General features: G+C 52.1%; 25 protein-coding genes. 15 read left to right on the top strand and 10 right to left on the bottom strand.

Going from position 1 to position 23,739, the window contains the following annotated elements; translation table 11 throughout:
• Window positions 1–985: leucine-rich repeat domain-containing protein (locus B5G16_RS11805; RefSeq protein ID WP_442856549.1), on the top strand; the 985-nt coding region annotated here is incomplete at its 5' end.
• A gap of 102 nt (window positions 986–1,087) precedes the next feature.
• Here B5G16_RS11805 and B5G16_RS11800 read toward each other — a convergent pair.
• The gene (locus tag B5G16_RS11800; RefSeq protein ID WP_087264115.1) at window positions 1,088–2,830 is read right to left on the bottom strand and encodes a phospho-sugar mutase; all 1,743 of its coding nucleotides are present in this window, start codon (window positions 2,828–2,830) and stop codon (window positions 1,088–1,090) included.
• Window positions 2,831–3,058: 228 nt separating this feature from the next.
• On the opposite strand from B5G16_RS11800, the gene dnaA reads away from it, so the two are divergent.
• The 12 genes from dnaA (at window position 3,059) to B5G16_RS11740 (ending at window position 14,651) form a co-directional block, all read left to right on the top strand.
• Window positions 3,059–4,471 carry a chromosomal replication initiator protein DnaA gene (dnaA, locus tag B5G16_RS11795; protein WP_087264113.1) on the top strand — a complete coding sequence of 471 codons (1,413 nt, stop codon included), beginning with the start codon at window positions 3,059–3,061 and terminating at the stop codon, window positions 4,469–4,471.
• 314 nt (window positions 4,472–4,785) lie between these two features.
• Entirely contained in the window at window positions 4,786–5,682 is an 897-nt protein-coding gene (locus B5G16_RS11790) for a helix-turn-helix transcriptional regulator (RefSeq protein WP_087264111.1), read from the top strand.
• Between the two features lie 10 nt (window positions 5,683–5,692).
• On the top strand, window positions 5,693–6,238 hold the full coding sequence (locus B5G16_RS11785) for a beta-class carbonic anhydrase (RefSeq protein WP_087264107.1): 546 nt from the start codon (window positions 5,693–5,695) through the stop codon (window positions 6,236–6,238).
• Between the two features lie 112 nt (window positions 6,239–6,350).
• Window positions 6,351–6,563 (top strand): hypothetical protein, encoded by a 213-nt coding sequence (locus B5G16_RS11780; RefSeq protein ID WP_087264105.1) that lies wholly within the window; start codon window positions 6,351–6,353, stop codon window positions 6,561–6,563.
• An 81-nt stretch (window positions 6,564–6,644) separates the two neighbouring features.
• Window positions 6,645–7,109, top strand: coding sequence for a thioredoxin-dependent thiol peroxidase (bcp, locus tag B5G16_RS11775; RefSeq protein ID WP_087264103.1), 465 nt, complete (start codon window positions 6,645–6,647; stop codon window positions 7,107–7,109).
• Between the two features lie 7 nt (window positions 7,110–7,116).
• Window positions 7,117–7,602 (top strand): hypothetical protein, encoded by a 486-nt coding sequence (locus B5G16_RS12670; RefSeq protein WP_143260897.1) that lies wholly within the window; start codon window positions 7,117–7,119, stop codon window positions 7,600–7,602.
• Between the two features lie 248 nt (window positions 7,603–7,850).
• Window positions 7,851–8,867 (top strand): recombinase RecA, encoded by a 1,017-nt coding sequence (gene recA, locus B5G16_RS11765; protein WP_087264101.1) that lies wholly within the window; start codon window positions 7,851–7,853, stop codon window positions 8,865–8,867.
• 3 nt (window positions 8,868–8,870) lie between these two features.
• Window positions 8,871–11,084 (top strand): RelA/SpoT family protein, encoded by a 2,214-nt coding sequence (locus B5G16_RS11760; protein WP_087264099.1) that lies wholly within the window; start codon window positions 8,871–8,873, stop codon window positions 11,082–11,084.
• A gap of 6 nt (window positions 11,085–11,090) precedes the next feature.
• On the top strand, window positions 11,091–11,762 hold the full coding sequence (locus B5G16_RS11755; protein WP_087264097.1) for a hypothetical protein: 672 nt from the start codon (window positions 11,091–11,093) through the stop codon (window positions 11,760–11,762).
• Between the two features lie 339 nt (window positions 11,763–12,101).
• On the top strand, window positions 12,102–12,488 hold the full coding sequence (locus tag B5G16_RS11750; protein ID WP_087264095.1) for an HIT family protein: 387 nt from the start codon (window positions 12,102–12,104) through the stop codon (window positions 12,486–12,488).
• Between the two features lie 683 nt (window positions 12,489–13,171).
• Window positions 13,172–13,765: a helix-turn-helix domain-containing protein gene (locus B5G16_RS12965; protein ID WP_262481326.1), complete on the top strand. Its 594-nt coding sequence runs from the start codon at window positions 13,172–13,174 to the stop codon at window positions 13,763–13,765.
• 304 nt (window positions 13,766–14,069) lie between these two features.
• On the top strand, window positions 14,070–14,651 hold the full coding sequence (locus B5G16_RS11740) for a helix-hairpin-helix domain-containing protein (protein ID WP_087264092.1): 582 nt from the start codon (window positions 14,070–14,072) through the stop codon (window positions 14,649–14,651).
• A gap of 514 nt (window positions 14,652–15,165) precedes the next feature.
• Here B5G16_RS11740 and B5G16_RS12665 read toward each other — a convergent pair.
• The 8 genes from B5G16_RS12665 to B5G16_RS12630 form a co-directional block, all read right to left on the bottom strand.
• Complete coding sequence (locus B5G16_RS12665; protein WP_143260896.1) at window positions 15,166–15,348, bottom strand: hypothetical protein; 183 nt, start codon at window positions 15,346–15,348, stop codon at window positions 15,166–15,168.
• A gap of 11 nt (window positions 15,349–15,359) precedes the next feature.
• Complete coding sequence (locus tag B5G16_RS12660) at window positions 15,360–16,490, bottom strand: hypothetical protein (RefSeq protein WP_143260895.1); 1,131 nt, start codon at window positions 16,488–16,490, stop codon at window positions 15,360–15,362.
• 87 nt (window positions 16,491–16,577) lie between these two features.
• A complete protein-coding gene (locus tag B5G16_RS12655; RefSeq protein WP_143260894.1) occupies window positions 16,578–16,901 on the bottom strand; it encodes a hypothetical protein in 324 nt (107 codons plus the stop codon).
• Window positions 16,902–16,920: 19 nt separating this feature from the next.
• Window positions 16,921–18,861, bottom strand: a complete 1,941-nt coding sequence (locus B5G16_RS12650) for a hypothetical protein (protein ID WP_143260893.1) — start codon at window positions 18,859–18,861, stop codon at window positions 16,921–16,923.
• A 2-nt stretch (window positions 18,862–18,863) separates the two neighbouring features.
• Window positions 18,864–19,775, bottom strand: coding sequence for a rolling circle replication-associated protein (locus tag B5G16_RS12645; protein ID WP_143260892.1), 912 nt, complete (start codon window positions 19,773–19,775; stop codon window positions 18,864–18,866).
• Window positions 19,776–20,017: 242 nt separating this feature from the next.
• Complete coding sequence (locus B5G16_RS12640) at window positions 20,018–20,245, bottom strand: hypothetical protein (RefSeq protein WP_143260891.1); 228 nt, start codon at window positions 20,243–20,245, stop codon at window positions 20,018–20,020.
• Window positions 20,246–20,247: 2 nt separating this feature from the next.
• Window positions 20,248–20,454 (bottom strand): hypothetical protein, encoded by a 207-nt coding sequence (locus B5G16_RS12635; protein WP_143260890.1) that lies wholly within the window; start codon window positions 20,452–20,454, stop codon window positions 20,248–20,250.
• Window positions 20,429–20,638, bottom strand: a complete 210-nt coding sequence (locus B5G16_RS12630; protein ID WP_143260889.1) for a hypothetical protein — start codon at window positions 20,636–20,638, stop codon at window positions 20,429–20,431. Before B5G16_RS12630 ends, B5G16_RS12635 begins: the two co-directional genes overlap by 26 nt.
• Window positions 20,639–21,427: 789 nt before the next feature.
• Between B5G16_RS12630 and B5G16_RS11685 the strand changes: the two genes are divergently transcribed.
• Window positions 21,428–22,219 (top strand): metal ABC transporter solute-binding protein, Zn/Mn family, encoded by a 792-nt coding sequence (locus tag B5G16_RS11685; protein ID WP_239406099.1) that lies wholly within the window; start codon window positions 21,428–21,430, stop codon window positions 22,217–22,219.
• Complete coding sequence (locus B5G16_RS11680; protein WP_087264067.1) at window positions 22,216–22,986, top strand: metal ABC transporter ATP-binding protein; 771 nt, start codon at window positions 22,216–22,218, stop codon at window positions 22,984–22,986. The genes B5G16_RS11685 and B5G16_RS11680 overlap by 4 nt, the downstream gene beginning before the upstream one ends.
• Window positions 22,987–23,082: 96 nt before the next feature.
• Here B5G16_RS11680 and B5G16_RS11675 read toward each other — a convergent pair whose 3' ends face one another.
• Window positions 23,083–23,370: a hypothetical protein gene (locus B5G16_RS11675; RefSeq protein WP_087264065.1), complete on the bottom strand. Its 288-nt coding sequence runs from the start codon at window positions 23,368–23,370 to the stop codon at window positions 23,083–23,085.
• Between the last annotated feature and the right edge of the window lie 369 nt (window positions 23,371–23,739).

The raw sequence follows: 23,739 nt of genomic DNA, 5'->3' as shown, positions 1-23,739 counted from the left end.
GGAGAAGATCACGATGCAGGAGATGCAAAGCATGGCCATAATGACCGAACTGGATATTTCGGGAACTTATGACAATCCCGGCTCCCTGACCTCCCTGCGAGGGATCGAGTATTTCGAAGTGCTGACAAAATTGAACTGCAACCGCAATTCGTTGCCGGAGCTGGATGTAAGCCAGAACACGGAACTGACGGAGTTGCGGTGCGAATACAATTCGTTGACGGAGCTGGATATAAGCCAGAACACGGAACTGACGGAGTTGCGGTGCGAATACAATTCGTTGACGAAGCTGGATGTAAGCCTGAACACGGAACTGACGGTGTTGCGGTGCCAGTACACTTCGTTGACGGAGTTGGATGTAAGCCAGAATACAAAGCTGACGACGTTGGTCTGCGGAAACAATCCGTTGACGGAGTTGGATGTAAGCAAGAACACGAAGCTGACGACGTTGAGCTGCCTCGGCAATCAGTTGACGGAGTTGGATGTAAGCCTGAACACGGAACTGACGCAGTTGTTCTGCGGAACCAATCAGTTGACGGAGTTGGATGTAAGCAAGAACACGAAACTGACGGAGTTGATCTGCAACTACAATCAGTTGAAGGAGTTGGATGTAAGACTAAACACGGAACTGACGGAGTTGTGGTGTGATAGCAATCAGTTGACGGAGTTGGATGTAAGCCTGAACACGAAGCTGACGAAGTTGTACTGCAACTCCAATGAGTTGACGGAGTTGGATATAAGCCTGAATACGGAACTGACGTCGTTGCGGTGTGAAAGTAATCAGTTGAAGGAGCTGGATATAAGCCGGAATACGGAACTGACGGCGTTGCACTGCCACGACAATCCCGGGGACGGAAACTCGGTTTTCCCGCTTACGGTATGGGGAGACCAAGCCGAAAAACCGGGCAGTTTGAACGTGTATCAGTCGGGTTGGAGGTACAACGACAAGTACATCACCATCCAATACCAAACGGCTCCCGGCGAATAACCGGACATCCTCCAAGACAAAAAATATCCTCCAAGACAAAAAGAAGCAGAAGAGGGGCCTCCCTGGTGGGAGGCCCCTCTTCTGCATCGGCGGATCGGCCGACTATACCAGTTTCAGGTCCTGCTTGATCCCCTCGATCTTCGCATCCAGTTCGGCCAGAACCCGATCATACTCCTCGACCGACGGAAGCTCGGCCTTCACCCCGAAGTAGAACTTGATCTTCGGCTCCGTGCCCGACGGACGTACCGAAACCTTCGTCCCGTCCTCCGTGAACCACTGCAGCACGTTGCTGCGGTCCTGCTCGATCGGAGTCTTCACGCCCGTCTTCACGTCGGTCGTCTCCAACGTCTGGAAATCGTTGATCAGCACCACCGGCGAGCCCAGGATCGTCTTCGGCGGGTTCGAGCGGAAGTCAACCATCATCTGCTGGATCTGCTCGGCACCCTCCTTGCCCTTGCGGACCACGGACACCAGACCCTCGCGGTAGAAGCCGTACTTCACGTAGAGCTCCTGCAGCCACTCGTAGAGCGTCAGGCCCATCGTGTCCCTGGCCCACGCCGCGGCCTCCGCAGCCAGCGAGCACGCCGAAACGGCATCCTTGTCACGCACGTAGTCGCCGCCCAGATAGCCGAACGACTCCTCGCCGCCGCCGATGTACTTCGTCTTGCCCTCGTTCTCGCGGATGATCTTCGCAATGTACTTGAAGCCCGTCAGGCAGTCGTAGCACTTCACACCGAAGTGATCCGCCACGGCATTGGCCATCTGCGACGTCACGATCGTCTTCACGACGTACTGCTTCCCGTCCAGAAGTCCCCGCTCGGCCCAGCGCGTCAGCTGGTAGCTCATCAGCAGAACCAGCGTCTGGTTGCCGTTCAGAAGCACGTATTCGCCCTTCTTGTTGCGCAGCGCCACGCCGATACGGTCCGAATCGGGGTCCGTGGCCAGCACCAGATCCGCACCCTCCCTGGCGGCCAGGTCGATCGCCATCGACATCGTCTTCCGCTCCTCCGGATTCGGGGACTCGACGGTCGGGAAGTTCCCGTCGACGACCGACTGCTCCTTGACCATGATCACGTTCGTGAAGCCGAACTTCTTCAACGACGCCGGTACCAGCCGAACACCCGCACCGTGCATCGGCGAGTAGACGATCTTCATGTCGTGGTACTTCGCCACGCTCTCCGGCGCAAGCGACAGCTCGTGGATCCGGTCGAGGTAGATCTCGTCGAACTTCTCGTCCAGAATCGTGATCTTCTCCGGATGAAGCCCCGTGAGCACCATGTCCACGTCGGTGATCTTCTCCACCTCGGCGATGATGTTCTTGTCATGCGGCGCCGTCACCTGTGCGCCGTCCGTCCAGTAGGCCTTGTAGCCGTTGTACTCCTTCGGGTTGTGCGACGCCGTAACCACCACGCCCGAGTGGCATTTCAGCTCGCGGATCGCAAAGCTCAACTCCGGCGTCGGACGCAGCGCGTCGAAGAGGTAAACCTCGAAACCGTTCGAAGCGAAAATGTCCGCAACCCGCTCGGCGAACATCCGCGAATTGTTGCGGCTGTCGTGCGCAACGGCCACGCGGACCTGCTCGCCCGCGAAGTTCTTTTTCAGGTAGTTCGAAAGGCCCTGCGTCGCGGCGCCAACCGTATAGACGTTCATGCGGTTCGAGCCCACGCCCATGATGCCGCGAAGACCGCCCGTGCCGAATTCCAGGTCCTTGTAGAAGCTCTCGACAAGCTCCTTCATATCATTGTCCATCAGATATTTGACCTGTTTCTTCGTCTCCTCGTCGTAGTGTCCGTCAAGCCACGACTGCGCTTTTTTCAGAACCTGTTGTTCCAGTTCGTTTGCCATAGTTTTTATTGGTTTTATTTATAAAATTGATTGTGTATGTCCCAAAAATTTTATATGCAAATATAACAAATAAAATTCGATAATTCAATATCAGCAAGTTAAAATTCAACCCCCGAAAACCGTTGTTTTTCTATATATAAAAAAAGGAGATTTGCAACCCAAATTCGAAAATCTTTTTGCAAAATTATTCACAACTTTGTCTCGTCAAAAACAGAGCAACCCTCGGACATGTTGAACAACACGCAGACATATAGCGATATATGGCAACACTGCCTGGACCAGATCAAGGCCCGGACCTCCGAAGAGGAGTTCCGGAAATGGTTCCAGCCCATCGTGCCCCTCGAATTCGACGGCACGACACTCCGTTTGAGGGTCCCCAACGAAAGCTACGTCCGTCAGATCGAGAAAAACTACATCCCATTCCTCAAACCAATCATCTCGCAACTCTACGGACAGCAGACCCGGCTCCATTATGCCGTCCCCAGAACCTCCGCAACTACGGTCCCCGTAGCGGCCGATGCCGATACGACCGCCATTTCGAGGTTCAACACGCAAACCAACACGGCAAATATAAAAAATCCGTTCGTAATTCCCGGGCTCAAAAAGATCGTCATCGACCCCCAGCTGAACCCCAACCTTACGTTCGCTACCTTCATCGAGGGAGAGTGCAACCGGCTCGCCCGTTCGGCCGGCATGTCCGTCGCCGTAAACCCCGGAAACAACCCCTTCAACCCCTTATATATATATGGAGACTCCGGACTCGGGAAGACGCACATCGTGCAGTCCATCGGACACGAAGTGCGCGAACGCCATCCCGAATTGCAGGTCCTCTATGTCTCGATGAACAAGTTCCAGGCACAGTTCCAGACCGCATACAAGAACGGTGAAATCCCCGATTTCATCCACTTCTACCAGATGATCGACGTCCTGATCATCGACGACATTCAGGAACTCACCGGAAAAACCGGTACCCAGAACGCGTTCTTCAACATCTTCAACCACCTGCAACTCGCCGGAAAACAGCTTATCCTGACCTCCGACAAACCGCCCGTGGAGTTGAAGGACATCGAGCAGCGGCTGCTCACCCGCTTCAAGTGGGGGCTCTCCGCACAGCTCAACACGCCCGACTACGACACCAAGCTCAAGATCATACGCGCAAAGGCACAGAAACTCGGCGCACAGGTCTCCGACGAAGTCGTGACCTATCTGGCCGACAACATCTCGGCCAACGTCCGCGAGATCGAGGGCGCCCTCTCGTCGCTCGTCGCCAACGCCTCGTTCCTCGGACGCAAGATCACCACGTCGCTCGCCAGGGAGATCCTCAAAGTCTACGTCAAGATCAACCAGCGCGAGATCACCATCGACCACATCATCCAGGTGGTCTGCCAACACCTCGGTCTGGACTTCGAGCGCTTCAACTCCACGGAGCGTACCCGCGAGATCGCACAGGCCCGGCAGATCGCCATGTATCTGGCCAAGCAGCACACCAAGGCGCCCCTGACGACCATCGGAGCCGCCATCGGGGGCCGCAACCACGCCACGGTGCTCCACTCCTGCAAGGCCGTCTCGAACCTGCTCGAAACCGACAAGGCCTTCCGCCGACAGGTCGAGGAGATCGAAAAGAAGGTTCTGGCGCAATAAAACTAAAAAACCGCGACTTACGTTGCGGTTTTTTTATATCTTTGTATAATACTTCTATCAAACCGGTGAATTCAGTTGTCAAGGGTTCGGATATGTAAGAACGGAAAACGGGAGATTAATCATTTATGTTCAAAGCCAAGGGGACTGCTATGTATATAAATCCGATCTCCGCGAATATCAGTATATGTTCCACTACAAAGACCACCTCGGAACAGATTGCAATATGTACTTCAATCTATAATAATAAGCCGTTGAAAAAGCCGCGACAAGTTATGTCACGGCTTTTTCTTATCTTTGCCGAAAATCTCTCCGGCATGGACCAACCCAAACTCGAACGGCTGCTGCGGCTCATGAAGCTGCTCACCGCCAACACCACCTACAACGTCGACCAGCTGGCCGAACGCCTCGACATGTCGCGAAGAACCGTCTACCGGTACATCGACACCTTCCGCGAGGCGGGCTTCGTCATCAAGAAGTCCGGCGACTGCATCCGCCTCGACAAGGAGTCGCCCCATTTCCGCGACATCTCCCAACTCGTCCACTTCACCGAGGAGGAGGCCCTGATCCTCAAAAACGCCATCGAGAACATCGACGACACCAACCTCCTGAAACAGAACCTCAAACGGAAACTCTACTCGGTCTACGACAACAAGACGCTCGCCGACACGGTCGTGCGCGGGAAGAACGCGCCCAACATCCGGCGCCTGATCGAGGCGATCGAAGAGCAGCGGCAGGTCACGCTCCACGGATACCAGTCCGGGCACGGCGGCGAGGTCCGCGACCGCAGGGTAGAGCCCTTCGCCTTTACGACCAACTACGTCCAGGTGTGGTGCTACGACCTCGAAAGCCGTTCGAACAAGCTCTTCAAGACCGCACGCATCGGCTCCGTCGAACCCTCCGGAACCCCCTGGGAACACGAATCCGAACACGAGGAGGGCTTCATCGACGTGTTCCGCATGCACGGCGGGGAGCGTCACCGCATCCGCCTCGAACTCGGGCTGCTGGCCTGCAACCTCCTCTGCGAGGAGTACCCGCTGGCCGAGCGCGACATCCGGCCACTCGGCCGCGGCCGCTGGATACTCGACACCGAGGTCGCCGGAATGGCCGGCGTCGGGAGGTTCGTCGTCGGGCTCCTCGACGACATCCGCATCGTCGAATCCCCCGAGCTGACCGATTACATACGAAACTATATCGCACAGAATCTGAAATAAGGAACGTGTTATGATCGACGAAATTCTCGCCTACAACCGGCAGTTCGTCGCCGAAAAGGGCTACGAACGATTCATCACGGACAAATACCCCAACAAGCGCATCGCCATCGTCACCTGCATGGATACGCGGCTCGTGGAGCTGCTCCCCGCGGCCCTCGGCCTGCGCAACGGCGACGTCAAGATCATCAAGAACGCCGGAGGGACGATCACCAACCCCTTCGACAGCACGGTCCGCAGCCTGCTGGTGGCCATCTACGAGCTGGGGGTCGCGGAGGTGATGATCATCGGGCACACCAACTGCGGCGTGCAGGGCATGGACAGCGCCGAAATGCAGCACGCCATGAAGCTGCGCGGCATCCCCGAGCAGCACATCTCGCTGATGAAGCACTGCGGAATAGATCTCGACCAGTGGCTCCACGGCTTCGACGACACGGAGTCGGCCGTCCTCGAAACCGTAGATCTGGTGCGCAACCATCCGCTCGTCCCCGACGACATCGTCGTGAAGGGTTACATCATGGACTCCACGACCGGAGAGCTGCGGCCGATCGGCCATTAGCGGCCATCCTCCCGAAAAAACGTCGGATACCGACGCTTTTTTTGTATTGTGTCACAACCTGACACAACCGGATTGTTCCTTTGCAGTGTGAACCAATAAAAACACTACGATTATGGGAACAGCCTACAAGATCAGATGCAAGCACTGCGGTGCGCAGTTCGACCACTACATGCAGCCCGGGTACGGCATCCTGCCCGCCTGCGTCGGCTGCGGCGAGTACGTCGAGACCGAAACAGCCATCCGCTGCCCGGCCTGCCACCACCGGATCAACAACTCACAGGAGGAGTTCAACGAGCAGATCGAAGTCACCTATCAGTGGGACTGATCCGAAAAATTCGCCCCGGGACGCGGAAATAAGCGGAATTTTTCGTAACTTTGAACAACTGATTTTTTCTCGACGGAACCTATGACCACTTTGAAGACCGGCGATATGGCCCCCGATTTTCGGGCTTCGACGCAGAACGGTGATACTCTGACGCTTGCCGACCTGCGCGGGCAGCGCTTCATCCTCTATTTCTACCCCAAGGACAACACCTCGGGGTGCACGCTCGAAGCCAAAAGCCTGCGCGACGGAAAGGAGGAACTCGCCCGCATGGGCTTCCGCATCATCGGCGTGAGCCCCGACAGCGAGCGATCGCATCAGAACTTCTGCGCCAAACACGACCTGAACTTCACCCTGCTGGCCGACACCGACCATGCGGTGTGCGAAGCCTACGGCGTGTGGGCCGAAAAGTCGATGTACGGACGCAAGTACATGGGCGTGTTGCGGACCACGTTCGTCATCGACGCCGACGGCTGCATCGAGAAGGTCTTCACCAAAGTCGACACCAGGAACCACTACCAGCAGATCGTCGACGCCTACAAACAGTAACTTTCTCATGCGCGCTGCGGGACATATCACATTGACCTTGACCGTCATGCTGGGGCTGGCTCCGCTCTGCGGGGCCGCACAGGAGGGGCCGGGCATGCGGACGTCAGGAAGGGTGGCGAAACCCGGAATCGGGACTCCCGGAGAACTCTTCCCGCAGCAAGTAGAGCCGCTCAACGGTTGTGTCGAATGGCTTCGCGAAGAGGTCGACCCGATTCGCAGGGCCCGGAGGCAGATCCGCAGGGAGATGTACCGGAGGGCCGACGAGCAGGCCATGCAGGCGGCGGCAGGAGCCGTCCGGAGTTCGAAACCGCAGGATCCTGCCGTCGAATGGGCCGACTGGCGGTTCAGCGTCGGAAACAACGGTAATTGGAGTCCCTATCCCGACCGGGAGCTCGATGCGAGGAACATCCGGTTTCCGCTGCGGATGAAGACCGACAACCGCCCCGAAGCCGAAAAGGCCCTCGACCGGATGAGAAAGGAGCACCGTCCCTAACCGGGGGAGGGTAGCGAGAGGGAGCAAGAGGGAGAGAAGGGAGAGAAGGGAGAGAAGAGAGAGGAGAGAGAGGAGAGAGAGAAGAGTGAGAAGAGTGAGAAGAGTGAGAAGAGTGAGAAGAGTGAGAAGAGTGAGTGTGTGTGTGTGTGTGTGTGAGTGAGTGTGTGTGTGAGGAAGTAAGGAAGTGAGGAAGACGAGAACCAAGAAAGGAAATAGAATAGAAAACCAAGTAATACCGATACACGAAAATGGCAGAAAAAGTACCTGTTAACGCGGACAAGCTCAAAGTGCTCGACGCGGTGATGCAAAAAATAGAGAAGGACTTCGGAAAAGGCTCGATCATGCGCATGAACAGCACCGAAGTGAACGATATCCCGGTCATCCCGACGGGATCCATAACCCTCGATATGGCACTCGGCGTCGGAGGATACCCCAAAGGCCGCGTCATCGAGATCTACGGCCCCGAATCGTCGGGTAAGACAACCCTCGCCATCCATGCCATCGCCGAGGCACAGAAAGCCGGAGGCATCGCCGCATTCATCGACGCAGAACACGCCTTCGACAGCTTCTACGCCCAGAAACTGGGCGTCGATGTCGACAACCTGCTCATCTCACAGCCCGACAACGGAGAACAGGCCCTCGAAATCGCAGACTCGCTCATCCGGTCCAGCGCCATCGACATCATCGTCATCGACTCCGTGGCCGCACTCACGCCCAAAGCCGAAATCGAGGGCGAAATGGGCGACTCGAAGATGGGTTTGCAGGCCCGGCTCATGTCCCAGGCCCTGCGCAAACTCACATCGAGCATCTCCAAGACCAAGACCGTCTGCATCTTCATCAACCAGCTGCGCGACAAGATCGGAGTCGTATACGGAAACCCCGAGACCACAACGGGCGGTAACGCCCTGAAATTCTACGCCTCGGTCCGCATCGACATCCGACGCATGTCGGTCATCAAGGACGGCGAGGAGCAACTCGGCACCCGCACGAAGGTCAAGGTCGTCAAGAACAAGGTGGCACCCCCGTTCAAGCGCGCCGAATTCGACATCATGTTCGGCGAGGGCATCTCCAAGATCGGCGAGATCATCGACCTCGGCGTCGACTACGGAATCATCAAGAAGGCCGGATCGTGGTTCTCCTACGGCGACCGCAAGATCGGACAGGGACGCGACGCCGTCAAGGAACTGCTGAAAACCGATACGGAACTCGCCGCCGAAATCGAACAGAAGGTCCGCGAGGCCCTCAAAAACCCCAAAAAGGAGTAGCCTATGGGATACACTGCCGAGGATGAAGCCCTGATTAAGGAAAAGTGGGACGACCTGCTCCTCGCCTGTACGCGCATCTGCAAGAACGATGAGGACTGGAATCTGATCAAACGCGCATTTTTCCTCGCCAAAGAGGCTCACGAGGGGGTACGGCGCCGCTCCGGCGAGCCATACCTCCTGCATCCTATTGCAGTGGCCCGAATCGTCATCGACGAGATCGGACTCGGCGTCAAATCGGTCGTCGCAGCCCTGCTCCACGACGTCGTCGAGGACACCGAGTACACCGTCGAGGACATGGAACGAATCTTCGGTCCCAAGATCGCCTCGATGGTCGACGGACTCACCAAGATGTCCGGCGTATTCAACGCCGACACCTCCGAACAGGCCGAATACTTCCGGAAGGTACTCCTGACCCTCTCCGACGACGTCCGCGTGATCCTCATCAAGATCGCCGACCGGCTCCACAACATGCGGACCCTGGAATCCATGCCCCTCAACAAGCAGATCAAGATCACCGGGGAGACCATATACCTCTTCGCCCCCCTGGCATACCGGCTCGGGCTCTACTCGATCAAGAGCGAGCTGGAGGACCTCTGCATGAAGTACCGCTTCCCGCAGCAGTATGCCGAGATCACCCGAAAATTGCAGGAGAGCGAGGCGTCCCGCAAGGAGTTCATCGACAAGTTCAACGCCCCGATCATCGCCGCATTGAACCGCGACAACTTCAATTACGAGATTTCGGGACGCCTGAAAAGCGTCTACTCCATTTGGAGCAAGATGCAGCGAAAGCAGATCCCCTTCGAGGAGATCTACGACCTGTTCGCCATCCGCATCGTCTTCAAACCCCTGCCGTTCCCCTCCGAAAAGACACAGTGCTGGCAGATCTACTCGACGATCACCGACATCTACACCCCCAAACCCGACCGTCTGCGCGACTGGATCTCGATGCCCAAGGCAAACGGCTACGAGGCGCTGCACTCGACCGTCATGGGACCCGACGGCGTATGGGTCGAGGTGCAGATCCGCACGCAGCGCATGGAGGACATCGCCGAACGCGGGTTTGCGGCTCACTGGAAATACAAGCATGCCACGATCTCGCAGGACGAGGATGAATTCGACAAGTGGTTGAAGCAGATACGTGCCGCGCTGAACAGTCCGACGGAGAACGCCGTCGACTTCCTGGACAACTTCAAGTTATCGCTGTACACATCTGAAATCGTAGTATTTACACCGAAAGGAGAATCCCGGAAAATGCCCTACGGCGCTACGGCGCTCGACTTCGCGTACGACATCCACTCGAAGATCGGAAACAGCGCCATCAGCGCCAAGATCAACCACAAGCTCGAACCCATCACCACGCAGATCAACAGCGGAGACCAGATCGAGATCATCACCGCCGACAACGCTCGCCCCAAACCCGAATGGCTCGAAGTCGTCACCACGGCCAAAGCCAAGCAGGCGATCAAGAGCTTCCTCAAACGGGAGCGCCAGAACAACATCGAACACGGCATGCAGATGCTCGACGAGAAGATGAAGTCGCTGAACATCAAACTCAGCGGCCGCGTCCTGCGCAAAATCGTCCCCATCTACGACTGCAACAACAAGGAGGAGCTGTACAGCAAGATCGGAGCCGGTATCGTGACGCTCGAAAACCTCGACAAGGCCCTCAAAGTCAACTCCAAAAGCAAAATCCTCAAATTCTGGACCCTCTTCATTCCCCAAAAGGAGGAGGAGGAGACCGACGATACGGCCCCGGGGGATATTGCCCCGGTGGCAGATGTCCCGGCGGAACCCCAGTTCGAGATCGCCGAATGCTGCAAGCCCATCCCCGGAGACAAGGTCGTGGGGTACAAGGATCCCGCCTCGGGAAAGATCATCGTCCACAAGGCCACCTGCGACGAATTGAACCGTCTGGCAGCCCAGTACGGCAAGAACATCGTCAAGGAGGAGATCAAATGGTCGCAGCACAAGGCCATGTCCTATCTCGTGACCACCGAGTTGCGCGGAATCGACCGCCAGGGGCTGCTGCTCGACCTCGCAAAGGTCGTTACCGACGACTTCAACATCAACATCCGAGAAGTCAACATCCACAGCCACGACGGCATCTTCGAAGGCAACGTAAGTCTCTATGTGAAGGATGCCGAAAGTCTTAATGCCGTCATGGACAAGCTCCGAAAAATCAAAGGAATAGAAACCATCAAACGAACCATGAACTGATCCGGTATGGAGGATTTGTCGACCATAATCTGGACGGTGGTCATCGTCGGGGCGATGATCTTCAACTCCGTGGCAAAGGCCCGCAGGGCCCACGCAAATGCGAAAGGGGAGGATGCTCCGCAGCACGACGAAGCCTGGCCCTCGATTCCGTGGGAGGAGGAGCGGAAAGTTTTCCGAGATCCCGCGCCGGAGACTCAACCGGAACAGCGGGAGCAGCGGGAACAGAGAGGGCAGAGAGGGCAGAGAGGGCAGAGAGGGCAGAGAGAACAACAAGGGCAGCAAGGGCTGTCCGGTCAGTCAGCCCGGTCGGCACAGCCGGAGCAGGCTGCATACCCCATTCAATCGACCCGGCCGGTTCAGCCTGCCGGATCCACAGGGCCGCAGCCATTCGCGGAAACCGGCTCGCGGGGAGCATCCGAGGGTCTGAAAGCACTGGTTTCCTCATCGGAGCAGCATTTGGAACAGCTCCCGGACGGCAGTGGTACAGCCCGGAAAGGCGGAAAGAGCGCAGAAATCGGGGCCGGCAGAGCAACCAGAACCGGCGGATCAAACGGATCGGCAGATCGGCTTCGGGAAAACATTGCGGAGGAGAGCGCCACGGAAATCGCCGAAGAGTTCGACCTGCGCCGGGCAGTCATCTATTCCGAAATTTTAAAGCCCAAATTCGAGGAACTCTGAACCCGGCGGAGGGGGGGGGCAGCCAAGAGCCGCAAAACGAGCCCGTAATCCGCATAACAGGCCCATCCACCGCCCCGGCGGAGATCACCGGAGCGCAGGGCCGCAGGATATATCCTCGTATTTCGTGTCGGAATAATCGACAACCGGCGGCATCTGCCCGGGAAAAGGTTTCGGCAAGCCGAAAGGAAGCGAGGTTCGGATGGAAATTCGGGTGGGTGCACCCAACAAGAAACGCAAGGATCAGCCCGCAGAAACGACCATCCCGCAACACAGGGGAGAAGGACAACAAGAAGAAATTTTCGACAATTCGCAAATTTAATCCATACAACAAGGAAGACAATGGCAACGATTTTTTCACGCATCATCGCAGGGGAGATCCCCTCGTACAAGGTCGCCGAAGACGACCGCTATTACGCATTCCTGGACATCAATCCGCTGGCAAAAGGACATACGTTGGTCGTCCCGAAACAGGAGGTCGACTATCTGTTCGATCTCGATGACGAGACGCTGGCCGGGATGATGGTATTCGCAAAAAAGGTGGCAGCCAAAATCAAGCGCGAAATAGCGTGCAAAAAGGTCGCAGTCGTCGTTTTAGGGCTCGAAGTTCCCCATGCACACATCCATTTGATCCCCATTCAGAGCGAAAGCGACGTCGATTTCCACCGCGAAAAGCTCCGATTGACGCCCGAAGAATTCCGCGAAATAGCCGAAAAACTCGCCCGATAAGGAGCTGTTGACAACTATAAAAAGCTCTGTATTTGAGCCGGATAGTGGGTTATGAACACTGTTCGGCTCTTTTTTATTTAACATAATATATCGAAAAAGCAAGGAATCTTGAAATCCGGGGTAGGCAACAGTGTGAATATGCAAAAAAAGCGGAAAAATCAACACGAAAGGGTAGTATATTTACAAATGTAAACGCACGAAGACGTGTAATTTTCCATTTGTAATTACACCTGTAAACGAAAATCTTTGCGCACAATTGTTAATTATTACTTTTGTAAATCACGACAGGCAGAACGGTAAAGGCTGCGCAGGGGTAGGATATAAGTGAGTTAAATGATTAAATTATAAGAAACAACATCCGTAAAATCAGCGTATTACACTGCTTATTTAAAGAATAGAATCATAGAAAGCGGTACGGCAGGGCAGATGAGGTGAGAAAACGGTGGCACAGGCCTATATATACAACATAATATGCTTTTTATCAGTATTATAGTCAATTTTATATAAATTTAAACTTCAATATAAGTACAGAGGTTGGTTTTAACCATATTTTTGATTTTACTTTTGTAAACTTTGTCAACACTTATTAACATTTTACAAGTGTATATTTTCCTTGCTTTACAAAAAGAAAATGTTTATATTTGTAAAAAATTACGCCGATGAGGGAAAAATTGCTCGATTTGATGAAATCCGAAGGCTTGAAGCCAAGTCAGCTCGCCGATTTGCTCGAAATCAATCCGGCCGGAATTTCACATATCCTTGCCGGAAGAAACAAACCCAGTTTCGAACTCCTCCAAAAAATACTCCGCCGATTCCCCAGGATCAATCCCGACTGGCTGCTGCTCGACTCCGGGTCCATGTATCGAAACAACGGATTCGCGGCAGACTCTGCCGAAACAGAAGCAAACTCCCCGGCAACGTCGGCACAATCGCCCGGCAGGATGAACTCCGACAACGGACTCTTCGGATCCTCGGGATTCGGTCTCCCGGGAAGCAACGCTTCGGCTGCGGACAACATGAACAATCCGGAATTCGGAAGATTTGCCGGCAGGTCGCCCGGAAACGAAGCGAACGGCGGGAACATCGCAGCACATGGATCTGTCGGCAGTGCTGCGGGAACGGGCGGAGTTGCCGGGACCGGAGGTGGCCCGGGCAGCGCGGCAGGCACAGTCGGCGGAATCGGCGGAATCGGCGGCCGGGCCAATGCAGCCATTCAGCGGATCGTCATCTTCTATGACGACCAAACCTGCGAATGTTACTTCCCGACAATGCGATAATTCCGGCGGGAGGTACAGGCCGGGAGGAAGATCGCACGCTCGGACGGTTGAAACGCCGGGACTCGCGTAAAACGGCGCGCAATAAGTTACTTCCCGACAATGCGATAATTCCAGCCGGGAGTACAGGGTCGGGAGGAAGATCGCACGCTCGGACGGTTGAAACGCCGGGACTCGCGCAAAACGGCGCAATAAGTTACCTCCCGACAATGCGACAATTCCGGCCGGGAGCACAGGCCGGGAGGAAGATCGCACACTCGGACGGTTGAAACGCCGGGACTCGCCCAGAAACAACGGCTGGAACACCATGAAAACGCAAAATAACAATCGATCGGATACTTCCGGGGGCGGCAGCAACGAACTCCGGAAAATACCCAACGTCGGAAAACGAACCGAAAAAGTCCTCCGCGAAATGGGATACGACTCCATAGAATCGCTGAAAGGAAAACGCGCCGTGGATCTCTATGCCGAAGAGTGTTCGTTGAAAGGCTCTCCCGTCGACCGCTGCCAACTCTATCTCTATCGGGCCGTGGAATACTTCGTCAATACCGAAAACCCAGACCCGGCAAAATGCAAATGGTGGCTTTGGAAGGACGAACAGGTCGAAGTGGCACCTTGCGGTGCTGTTTGTGCGGAATGCGGGCGCTTCCCGTCAGCATGCAAAGGGTGCAGGTCGATTCGGGGAAAAGTATTCTGGCTGGAATACACGCATGAAGCCTGTTGTCCGGTATATGACTGCTGCGTAAACCAAAAACGAAAAAGACATTGCGGCGGATGCGTGCATCTTCCGTGCGGCCGTTACAAAAAGGATCCGACCGTCTCCGACGAACAAAATGCCGAAAATCTGCGGATAATGCTGGACCGGCTGAACCGGGCACGTCGGAAATAATCAGACCTGATCGGCAAATCCGGTTCCGGAAAAACATCTGGCAGCACATTATCAACTCATCGCAAACTCCGTATTCCGCAAAACATCGGAATATGGCAATCATATATTATATGTATGGGATCGTACAGAGCCCGATTATACATTAAGAGTAAGTCAAAACCGGATCAACAGGCAGAGAGTCAATGTCGCACACAGGATGAAAGAATGAAATAATATTTACATTATTGTATAGAAATAATCGGAACAAAAATGTTCATAATAGGTATAATTTTACAAATGTTAAAAGGAGAGATAAAAAAAATAGGGTTGAATAACAACCCTATTCAGATAGAAGACAGAACGTAGACATTTACGCGCACGCACGTGTAGCACGCGCACGCACGTATCGGAAACGCTTCGGATCTTTTTATTTGCCTTCGGCAGATCCTCAGCTATAAGGAAGAAGTGAAACGAAGTAGCAACGTGCATCCGCTCCGGGCTTTGTGGAGGAGCCCAGAGCGGAGCAGTTGCAACGTTAGGAATTTTTGCGCTTTTCGTAACGTTCTTTGGCTTCAAAATAATCTTCGAGGGCTTGACGTCTTCGTTCACGACGCTCCTTTTGCATTTTACGCTCAAAACGAAGCCCAACAGCAATAGTAATTACAAGAAGAATAAGAGAACCAACACCAGAAATAACACCAAACATCCAATCAGGCATAACAATAAAATTTAAAGAGTTGCGGCAATAGCGCCAAGTGCATCATCGTCAACGGCCCAGCCAGAAGCGGCGCCAGTTTTAGAACCTTCTTTAAACCAGCCGCGAGCTTCGGCAGAAATTCCTAAAAGGGTAGAAACACCAAATTTAGCCCAACCGATCGCACGCAAGTGTTTAAGGTACTTAATTTGAGCATCCGTATAGTCATTTTCCTTACCAAGACGCTCAATTTCCGCATCGACCTTACGCGCACGGGCTTTGGCTTCGGCAGACTCGGCATCAATACGATCCTTTTCAGAAGGACCGAGAACGCGAGCCCTATACCAATTAAGAGCCGTCTCGGACGTCTTAAGGGCATTCCCTCGAATAATAGAATCAATCTTGTAAGGCCGGGCTTCATTCTCCGTTTGAGCTTCCGCGTTCATCTTACGAGCAGACGCACGAGCGGCTTCCGCATCAGCTTCATTAAGAACCTTGCGAGATTTAAGCTCGTCAATTCGAGCGTCAAATTCTTTCGATGCCTTTTGCTTCAACTCCAAATCACCGGAAGCAAGAGCGGCCTGCATTGCAGCCATATAATCAGCCCAAGCAGCTTCGACAGCAGATTTTGCGGCTTCGGATTCAATTTTCGAAACAAGAGCTTCACGCTCACGCTCAAAGAGAGGTTGCAACGTGTTTTTCCACTCTTGATCTACGGCTTCGGCATTGATCTTACGCGCTTGCGCATCAGCAACTTTCGTCTCGTTTTTAAGACGAAGAATATCAGCAGGATGCATAACAGGAGAACGGCCAGAACCGTTATAATCACCACCAGCAGAAGGATTCGACGAAGATATAGAACCGGAAAAACCTCCAATTCCGGCTCCGCCGGGAGAGGAACCGTAAACAGCCTCGGGAGCTATGCCAGCGGCACGCCAGCGAGCAACAGAGTTAACAGGCGAATTGTAGTTAGCTTGGTAATCAAACAAATTCTTTTCATATTGCGACTGCAAATACATATTACGCTCATTATACTGCTGTTGCAACTCCATCTCCTTTTTACGGTAATTCCAATTACGACCAGCACCGAAAAAAGAAAACATCTGATCAAGGGCACCAGAAACGAGAGAACCGCCAATATTAAGGGGATTTTTAGGGTCTGCCATAATTATTGACTTTTAAAGGGTCGGACGTGCTTTCCGCACTCCGCAATATATATCAAGTATATTGCGGCCGACCCTCAAATTTAGAAATTATTTCACATTTGCCAAATCTTCGGCTGCTCTTTTCTCCGATTCAGAAGCATATCGAGCAGAAGCATAATCAACAATATCCAAACGTCCTACCGTAGGATCACATCCCATATCAATCTCATTTGCAGAGATTTGTTCAGCAGACGAGAAAGTTGCAGGAAGGGGAGGACGATTCGAAACACCGTCCAAATCAATACCACCTTTGAGGTAGTAAGAGAAAGGACGACAGATACGTTTTTCACCTTTCGTAAAAGGCGAAACATGAACAACCGGAGTACGGTTTTTAGCCGTACGAAGTTGAGTAAGTGTAAATTTCGGATACATAGTTAAAGTAAAAGTTTAATTAGCGACCCAAATAAGGCATCCAATTCTTCGAAACCTCAGAAGTTACGGTGAGATCAGCGTAGAACGAGTAGGTAAAATTAGCCTTCAAATAAGAACGATCAACAAACATATACTGCCATGCCATCGGATTGACATAGGTAGAGAAGTTGTCAGAAAGTTCATAACCAACGGGCACAATTTCCTCGTCATAAGCCGGAGTGCCTTCAAAGGTATAAGCCTCAGTAAAATGACGAGCAAGAACCCAAAATTGCATATTACCATTTTGGGCAAACTCACCATGAAGACGAGGATAATCAGTACGCAACCAATCCCACGCAACAGTATCACCAACTACCGACATATTAGGATCAGAACCGGTTCGAGAAACGCCATCATCAAGGAAAGGATTATTCTCCATTTCAAAACTATTAGGCATCATGGTATAACGCCAACGAGGAACAGATTGAAATCCAATACCGTTAAGCTCCGGATTAAAATCACCAATAAAGTCGTCGCAAAAGAGATCGGGATGAAGACCCTGAGAATAAGATGCAGAAGGAACAAGGAACGTCACGAAGATGACCGTGCCGGGCTGTGAAGCATAGTAATCAATCTTACGATTGCCGAAATTAGAGAACTTATCAACACGACCTGCCATTTGGCCAATAGACGAGGATTCAGCACCATTTGCACCGACAGCGGTAGAGACAACATTCATCGGATCAATATAGGTCTGCCAAACGCCGAGGAAATCCGGCTTATCGACATTAACGTCAGATTTAGCACCCCAAAGGGTTCTAAAAATATCTTCGGGACGACCTCCGGATACAAAAAGACGATCCAACATATTCTGAATCTTCGTCTGCAAACGAATCTGAGGAACAGCAACAGAATCTCCATCCGGAGTAGTCTCAACCGGAATAGTAGTGGTAGGAGATTCGCCAATATTAATAATATTATTGAAGAAATCGGGCGAATAAGGAACAGCAAAAAGACCGCCGTGAGCACCAGCACCGTGAAGCAACCAACGCAAAAAAGAATAATTTTCAGAAGTACCATAAGTCACCATATATTCCGCCAATTCAGTAGGAAGATTAGGAGACTTGTAAGAAAAATTACCCAAATCATGAATAGCATCAAGAAAATTATTAGGATCAAACTTCTGGTAAAGCTCATCAAAACGAACACCAGCCAAAGACGAGTCTTTAAGCTCCTTTGCAAGGACATAAGCAGATTTGGAATAATAAGCATCCGTTTCTTGAACATTCAGAATATAATAATAATAAGTCAAAAAATAAGCAATAGCGGGCTCAATACGCCAACGCCAAGAAGGCAGCAAACCAGGACCAACGGCAGAAGGAAAAGCAGCAACAACAGGAGGAACAGAGCCAGCAGCAACACCAAGCCAATCCCAAAGACCACCACGACCAACATGGCAATTACGATTAACAAGATCAACACCAGCAACAGGAGATTCCGTCAAAGGAACATCAGAAGTCCAAAGAGCATAAAGGTAAGAAGAGAAATCAGCAACGTCAGAAACCTCAGGTAAAGGAAATCCAGCCTGCAAAGCAGAAGAGCCATAACCAATCAATTCCAAAAAAGATTCACCTCCATCAGCAGGCCAATACTCGTAAGGACAGAAACAATAACGAGTGAAAGTTTTAATCTCTTCAGTAGAATAACGCTTACCATGACGCAACCAGCCATAAAGGATCGAATCCGGGGTGAAGGTTGCAATAGTAACAAGCTTAAAACCATTCATCAGCGGGCCTTGAATAGGCTCCGACTGGATCAAATTAGCAATAGAGCCGCGAATGCGCTCCTTTGCATTCAAATGCCGATGATGCGCGACATACGCAAGGCCACAGTGAATTGGGCCGCTGGATGAGGTATTCCAATTATGAACGGCTAACGGTTTATCGTTCTGATAATCGGAAGGAATTCTATATCCTGCCATAGTTAAAATTCTTTGTTTTCTATTTCGGTTAATATCGACTTGCGCGCCTTACGTTTTCGGGTAGGCGGCGCAACAGAAGGCGTTAAGCCTTGCATAACATTAGTAGAACGAAGAGCACGACGAGCAGAAACAAAAGAATTACGATCCTTAAAAGAAAGAGGACCCAAATGAAACTCATCCGGAGGATTCAAATAACGATCCAAAACAATATTCTGATAGTCAACCTTTGAAAATATCTTATTATAGTAATAGCGGGGCATTGCCTGCTTAAAACCATTCAAAAGCATAAAAGGCTGATATTCCAAATCAAACATTTTGTGCATCTTTGCTTCATCCGTGGAGAGATAATTATCACCAATGCCAAGAGAAGAAATGACACGCGGACGAACCTTATCACCGTTCAGAGATTTTGTCAAATACTTGGTAATATAAGAACACGTTTCGTCACAAACATAACCACAATAAATAAAACCGTACTGCCAAACAGACTCTAATTCGAGATTTTGCCCGATGTGAGGACCATAAGGTGAATTTGCAATTTCAGACGGAACACAGAACAGGATACCATGATAGTGCGGGCGACCGTTGAGAGTTCCATACTCACCAATGAACCAATGCCGTACTTGTTTACCGTACCGCTTACGCATACGATCAAGGAATAACCGAACAGCCCGATTCGGGTCGTCAGCAAATTTTTCCAGATAATCATCATTAAAAGTAAGTGTTACAAAAAGATTAATACGACCAGGAGGTAAAGGTCGCCGACACTCATACAAAAGACGAATCCGATACTGATTATTAACGGACTTTTGACACGAATGACAATAACCGCAAGGAACTTCCAAATCATAGTCCGGCGGCCAAATCGTGCCATAAATTTCACGGGAATAATCGCGTATCTCCTTTCGTGTCATATCCTTATACCTCCGATTCACTATTTTTTTGGGGTGCTCGCATGCCATACCGGAAACGATCTTTCATAAACTTCACAACGTCAACAGTAACAGCAACACGACCCATCATATCAGCAGAAAAAGTATAAGCAAGGGCAGAATCACGATTGTAATCCTGCCACAAATGGAACTCATCAGCGTTTAAGAAAGTGAAAACACTAACAAAACGCCTCCTTTCCGGTGAGAAAAGGAGGCGCATGTCGTCACTCCATGCCGTCAGAGTTTCCAGAGCTTTCCACGCGCTGGTCATTAGTCAGAAGGGTATAAGCTTCCGAAACGTCAGCAACACTATTTTCAAGAACGGTAATAGCCGCTTCGGGAGCCGACGAACGTATATCCGCAACAACAGCACGAACGGCTTCGGGACGAGTAAGGACAACAAAAGGACGACCACCAATAAGGATCGAATAAGAAATTTTACGATTTTCCATGATTAAAAACTTTCAAAATTACGTGAGCGAATAATGTAATCGACACGCACCGTGTCAATATGAACTCCGGAACGCCGCATTTTTGCAGTCGCAGAACAAGAGGTGAGAGAGATAACCGCAAGAATAGCGGCCGCGAGAGCGATAATCACAATACGGGCCCAAGCGGGGAACGCTTTAAGCCAGTCAAGCAGTTTTTTCAGATTTTCCACGTTTAGCAGGTTTTACGGGCTCCGCTTCAATCAGCGGGGCGCAGTCGACAGAAGGAACCGAGGACACAGAAGCAGCCTTCATTTCAGCTTCAAGGCCAAGACCAATAATCAGATACTTTGCACTTTTAGCGGTGCACTCGATTTCAACGCCATTAGGCAGGCAGATAACAACTTCAGTTTGCATAATCAAAAGATTTTAAATAGATAGTTTGTAAATCATGTGAGGTGACGAGGTAACGAACGCTACCAAGTCGGAGGAATCTCCGCAAATGAAGAGAAGCAGAGCGGAGATCGGGAAATTTACGAATGAAATCAATCGTATTTTCCGAAGAAAGAATCAACAGAAAGAACATAATAAGCAACATTAACAACAACACTCAAACATGTCAAAGAACCACAATGCAAAGATGAAATAATATTTACATTATGTTAAATAAAGTAAGGAAGAGAAGGAATAAAAGGAAGGAAAAGGGAGTCTTAAATGCCCGGTCACAAAGGGAATCTTAAATGCTCGGTCACAAACGCTCGGTCACAAAGGAAATCTTAAATACCCGGTCATAAAGGGTATCTTAAATGCCCGGTCACAATTATCCGGCCTAACACGGTCCGGCATAACCCAAAGAACAGACCGAACCAAAAACGAATTCGCCGAAACTGTATATACGCTGATTGAAAGATCATTACATGAAAAGCACAAGACGCTCGCCATATCAGGATCCTACGATGATGCATCCGAGCCACCAACACGACCCAAATACCGAAAATCAACCGCAAAATCAACATCAAAAGGCAGAAAAACATGCGGTGAACGAAACAGCTTGCACGTTCCCCCTTTTTTCCCTATTTTTGCGTCCACACGAATCCGATTCAATTAATCCGGGAATTTCAAGATCCGTTCACCATGAAACTCCGACTGTTTCTCCTCTCCTTCGCGACATGTATCGCTGCATGCTCACAACTGCCCCAAAAACAGATGGATAACAACCTATATGTCTCGATACTGCCCCTCAAATACATCCTCCGAAACATCGTGCACGACGACTTCCAGATAAATGTCCTCGTCCCGGCCGGCGCAAGCCCCGAAACCTTCGAACCAACACCCAAACAGTTCGTCGAACTGAATCGAGCCCGATTCATATTCAATGTCGGGCTCATCGACTTCGAAAACGCCCTGCTCGACAAAATCAACGAACCCGAAAAAGTCGTGGATCTCCATGTCGGTATCGATCTGATCGAAGGAGCCTGCGCACACGGAAAACATAACGACAACGGAATCCATCATGATCACGGCGTCGACCCACATGTCTGGACATCGCCGAAAGCATTGAAAATCATGGCCCGGAATGCATTCGAGGCCATTCAGCGGGCATTCCCGGACTCCACAAAGTACGCCGACGCCTACAAGCGGCTACAACAGCAACTCGAAGATCTCGACAACAGAACACACGACAAAATCAAACGCAGCGGAGTCGAAGCTTTCATCGTCTACCACCCCGCCCTCACCTACTACGCCCGCGACTACGGAATCCGGCAGATGACCATCGAAACCGACGGCAAGGATCCGTCCGCAAGACAACTCGCCGAACTCATCCGCACGGCCCGCCAATACGGAATCAACAAGGTGTTCTATCAGAACCAATTCCCGAAATCCGTCGTGGAGGTGCTCGCACGCGACATGAAGGCCCGATACGTCGAAATCGACCCCCTCGACGAGCAGGTCGTCGGGAATATCGACCGAATCACCGATTTAATCGTCGAACCATGAAGCTCGTTACGCTCTCCGACGTCGGCGTCGCATACGACGGATACGAAGCCTTGCAACACGTCGACCTGGAAATCGACGAACACGATTTCCTCGGAATCATCGGACCCAACGGCGGCGGGAAAACGTCGCTCGTCAAGGCCATACTCGGAACCATACCCTACTCCGGGAATATCCGGATGGCCCCCGAACTATTCCGGGGACGCGAACGGCTGATCGGATACATGCCCCAAATCACGAATTTCGACCGTGCATTCCCAATCTCCGTACACGAGGTCGTCCTCTCCGGCTTGCAGGGACGGAAAGGATTCAGAAGCCGCTATTCGCGCGAGGACCGGAACAAGGCCATGGACCTCATCCGGGAGGTCGGAATCGGAGAGGTCGCCTGCCACCCCATCGGTGAGATCTCCGGAGGGCAGATGCAGCGCGCGCTGCTCGCAAGGGCCATCATCTCCGAACCGAGGCTCCTGATCCTCGACGAACCCACCAACTTCGTCGACAACCGCTTCGAAAAGGAGCTATACACCACCTTGCAGCGGCTCAACGAACGTATGGCCATCATCGTCGTCTCGCACGACATCGGAACCATCACCAGCGTCGTGAAGGAGATCGTATGCGTCAACCGCCATGTGCACAGGCACCGGTCGAACATCCTGACGCAGGAGCAGTTGCGGAATTACGACTGTCCGATACAGATCGTCTCCCACGGAACCGTTCCCCACACCGTGCTGGAACACCATCCCGGAGACTGTTGTCCGGATCACGACTGAATCGGCTTGCCGCATAAAAAAGGTTGCGACCCTCCGGATCGCAACCTTTTTTAATGAGGACACGGCACGGCACCGGTCCGGATAACGTGGTCGTTGTTACTTCGCCTCGTTGATCTTGCTCAACTTCGCGAAAAGACCCTCGAACAAATCGTCCATTTCCGCGCGAAGGGCCGCATAGTGCTTGCGGACCAACGACGGATTGTGCGGCTCGGCAGGGTTCATCGCCTTTACGAACAGGGCGTTGCGAACCGAAACAGCCTCCTGCATCACGTCGAAGATCTCTTTCTCCTTCGAGGGCTGGAAACAAATTGCCATATCGCAGTCGAATACGACCTCTTCCAGACGATAGTCGATCTCCTTTTTCAGAGTGCGTAAATTTGCCATGTGATCGTGGTTTTAAAATTTTTGCTACGGCAAAGGTAGCAAATCCTTTCGGATTAACAAGCGCTTTCGCCCTCGGAGTCCGTTTTTTTGGCCGACGGCTGGTCCGGGGCGGCATGGCTGATGGAACAGAGGGATGATGTGCAGGAAGTGCGGCACGGAAAGAAAGAACGGAGAACAGATAAGAGCGGCGCGGAGTGGGTCCGGGCGAGGTGAAAAGCGCACAAGGAAAAGCATGGTGGAATTCGTAAAATGTGCTATAACAACAGATTCGCTACATTAGCTTGCCGCATTTTTACGCTCGTCGGGACGGGTGGTCCCGCCCCTTGGCGCTGGCCGTTCCCCGACCGATGAGCTTAAAAGTGTTAACAG

This window comes from Alistipes sp. An66 (genome assembly GCF_002161445.1).
GTDB lineage: Bacteria > Bacteroidota > Bacteroidia > Bacteroidales > Rikenellaceae > Alistipes > Alistipes cottocaccae.
The sequence above is the reverse complement of the archived record's forward strand: the minus strand, read 5'-3'. Positions and strand labels throughout refer to the sequence as shown.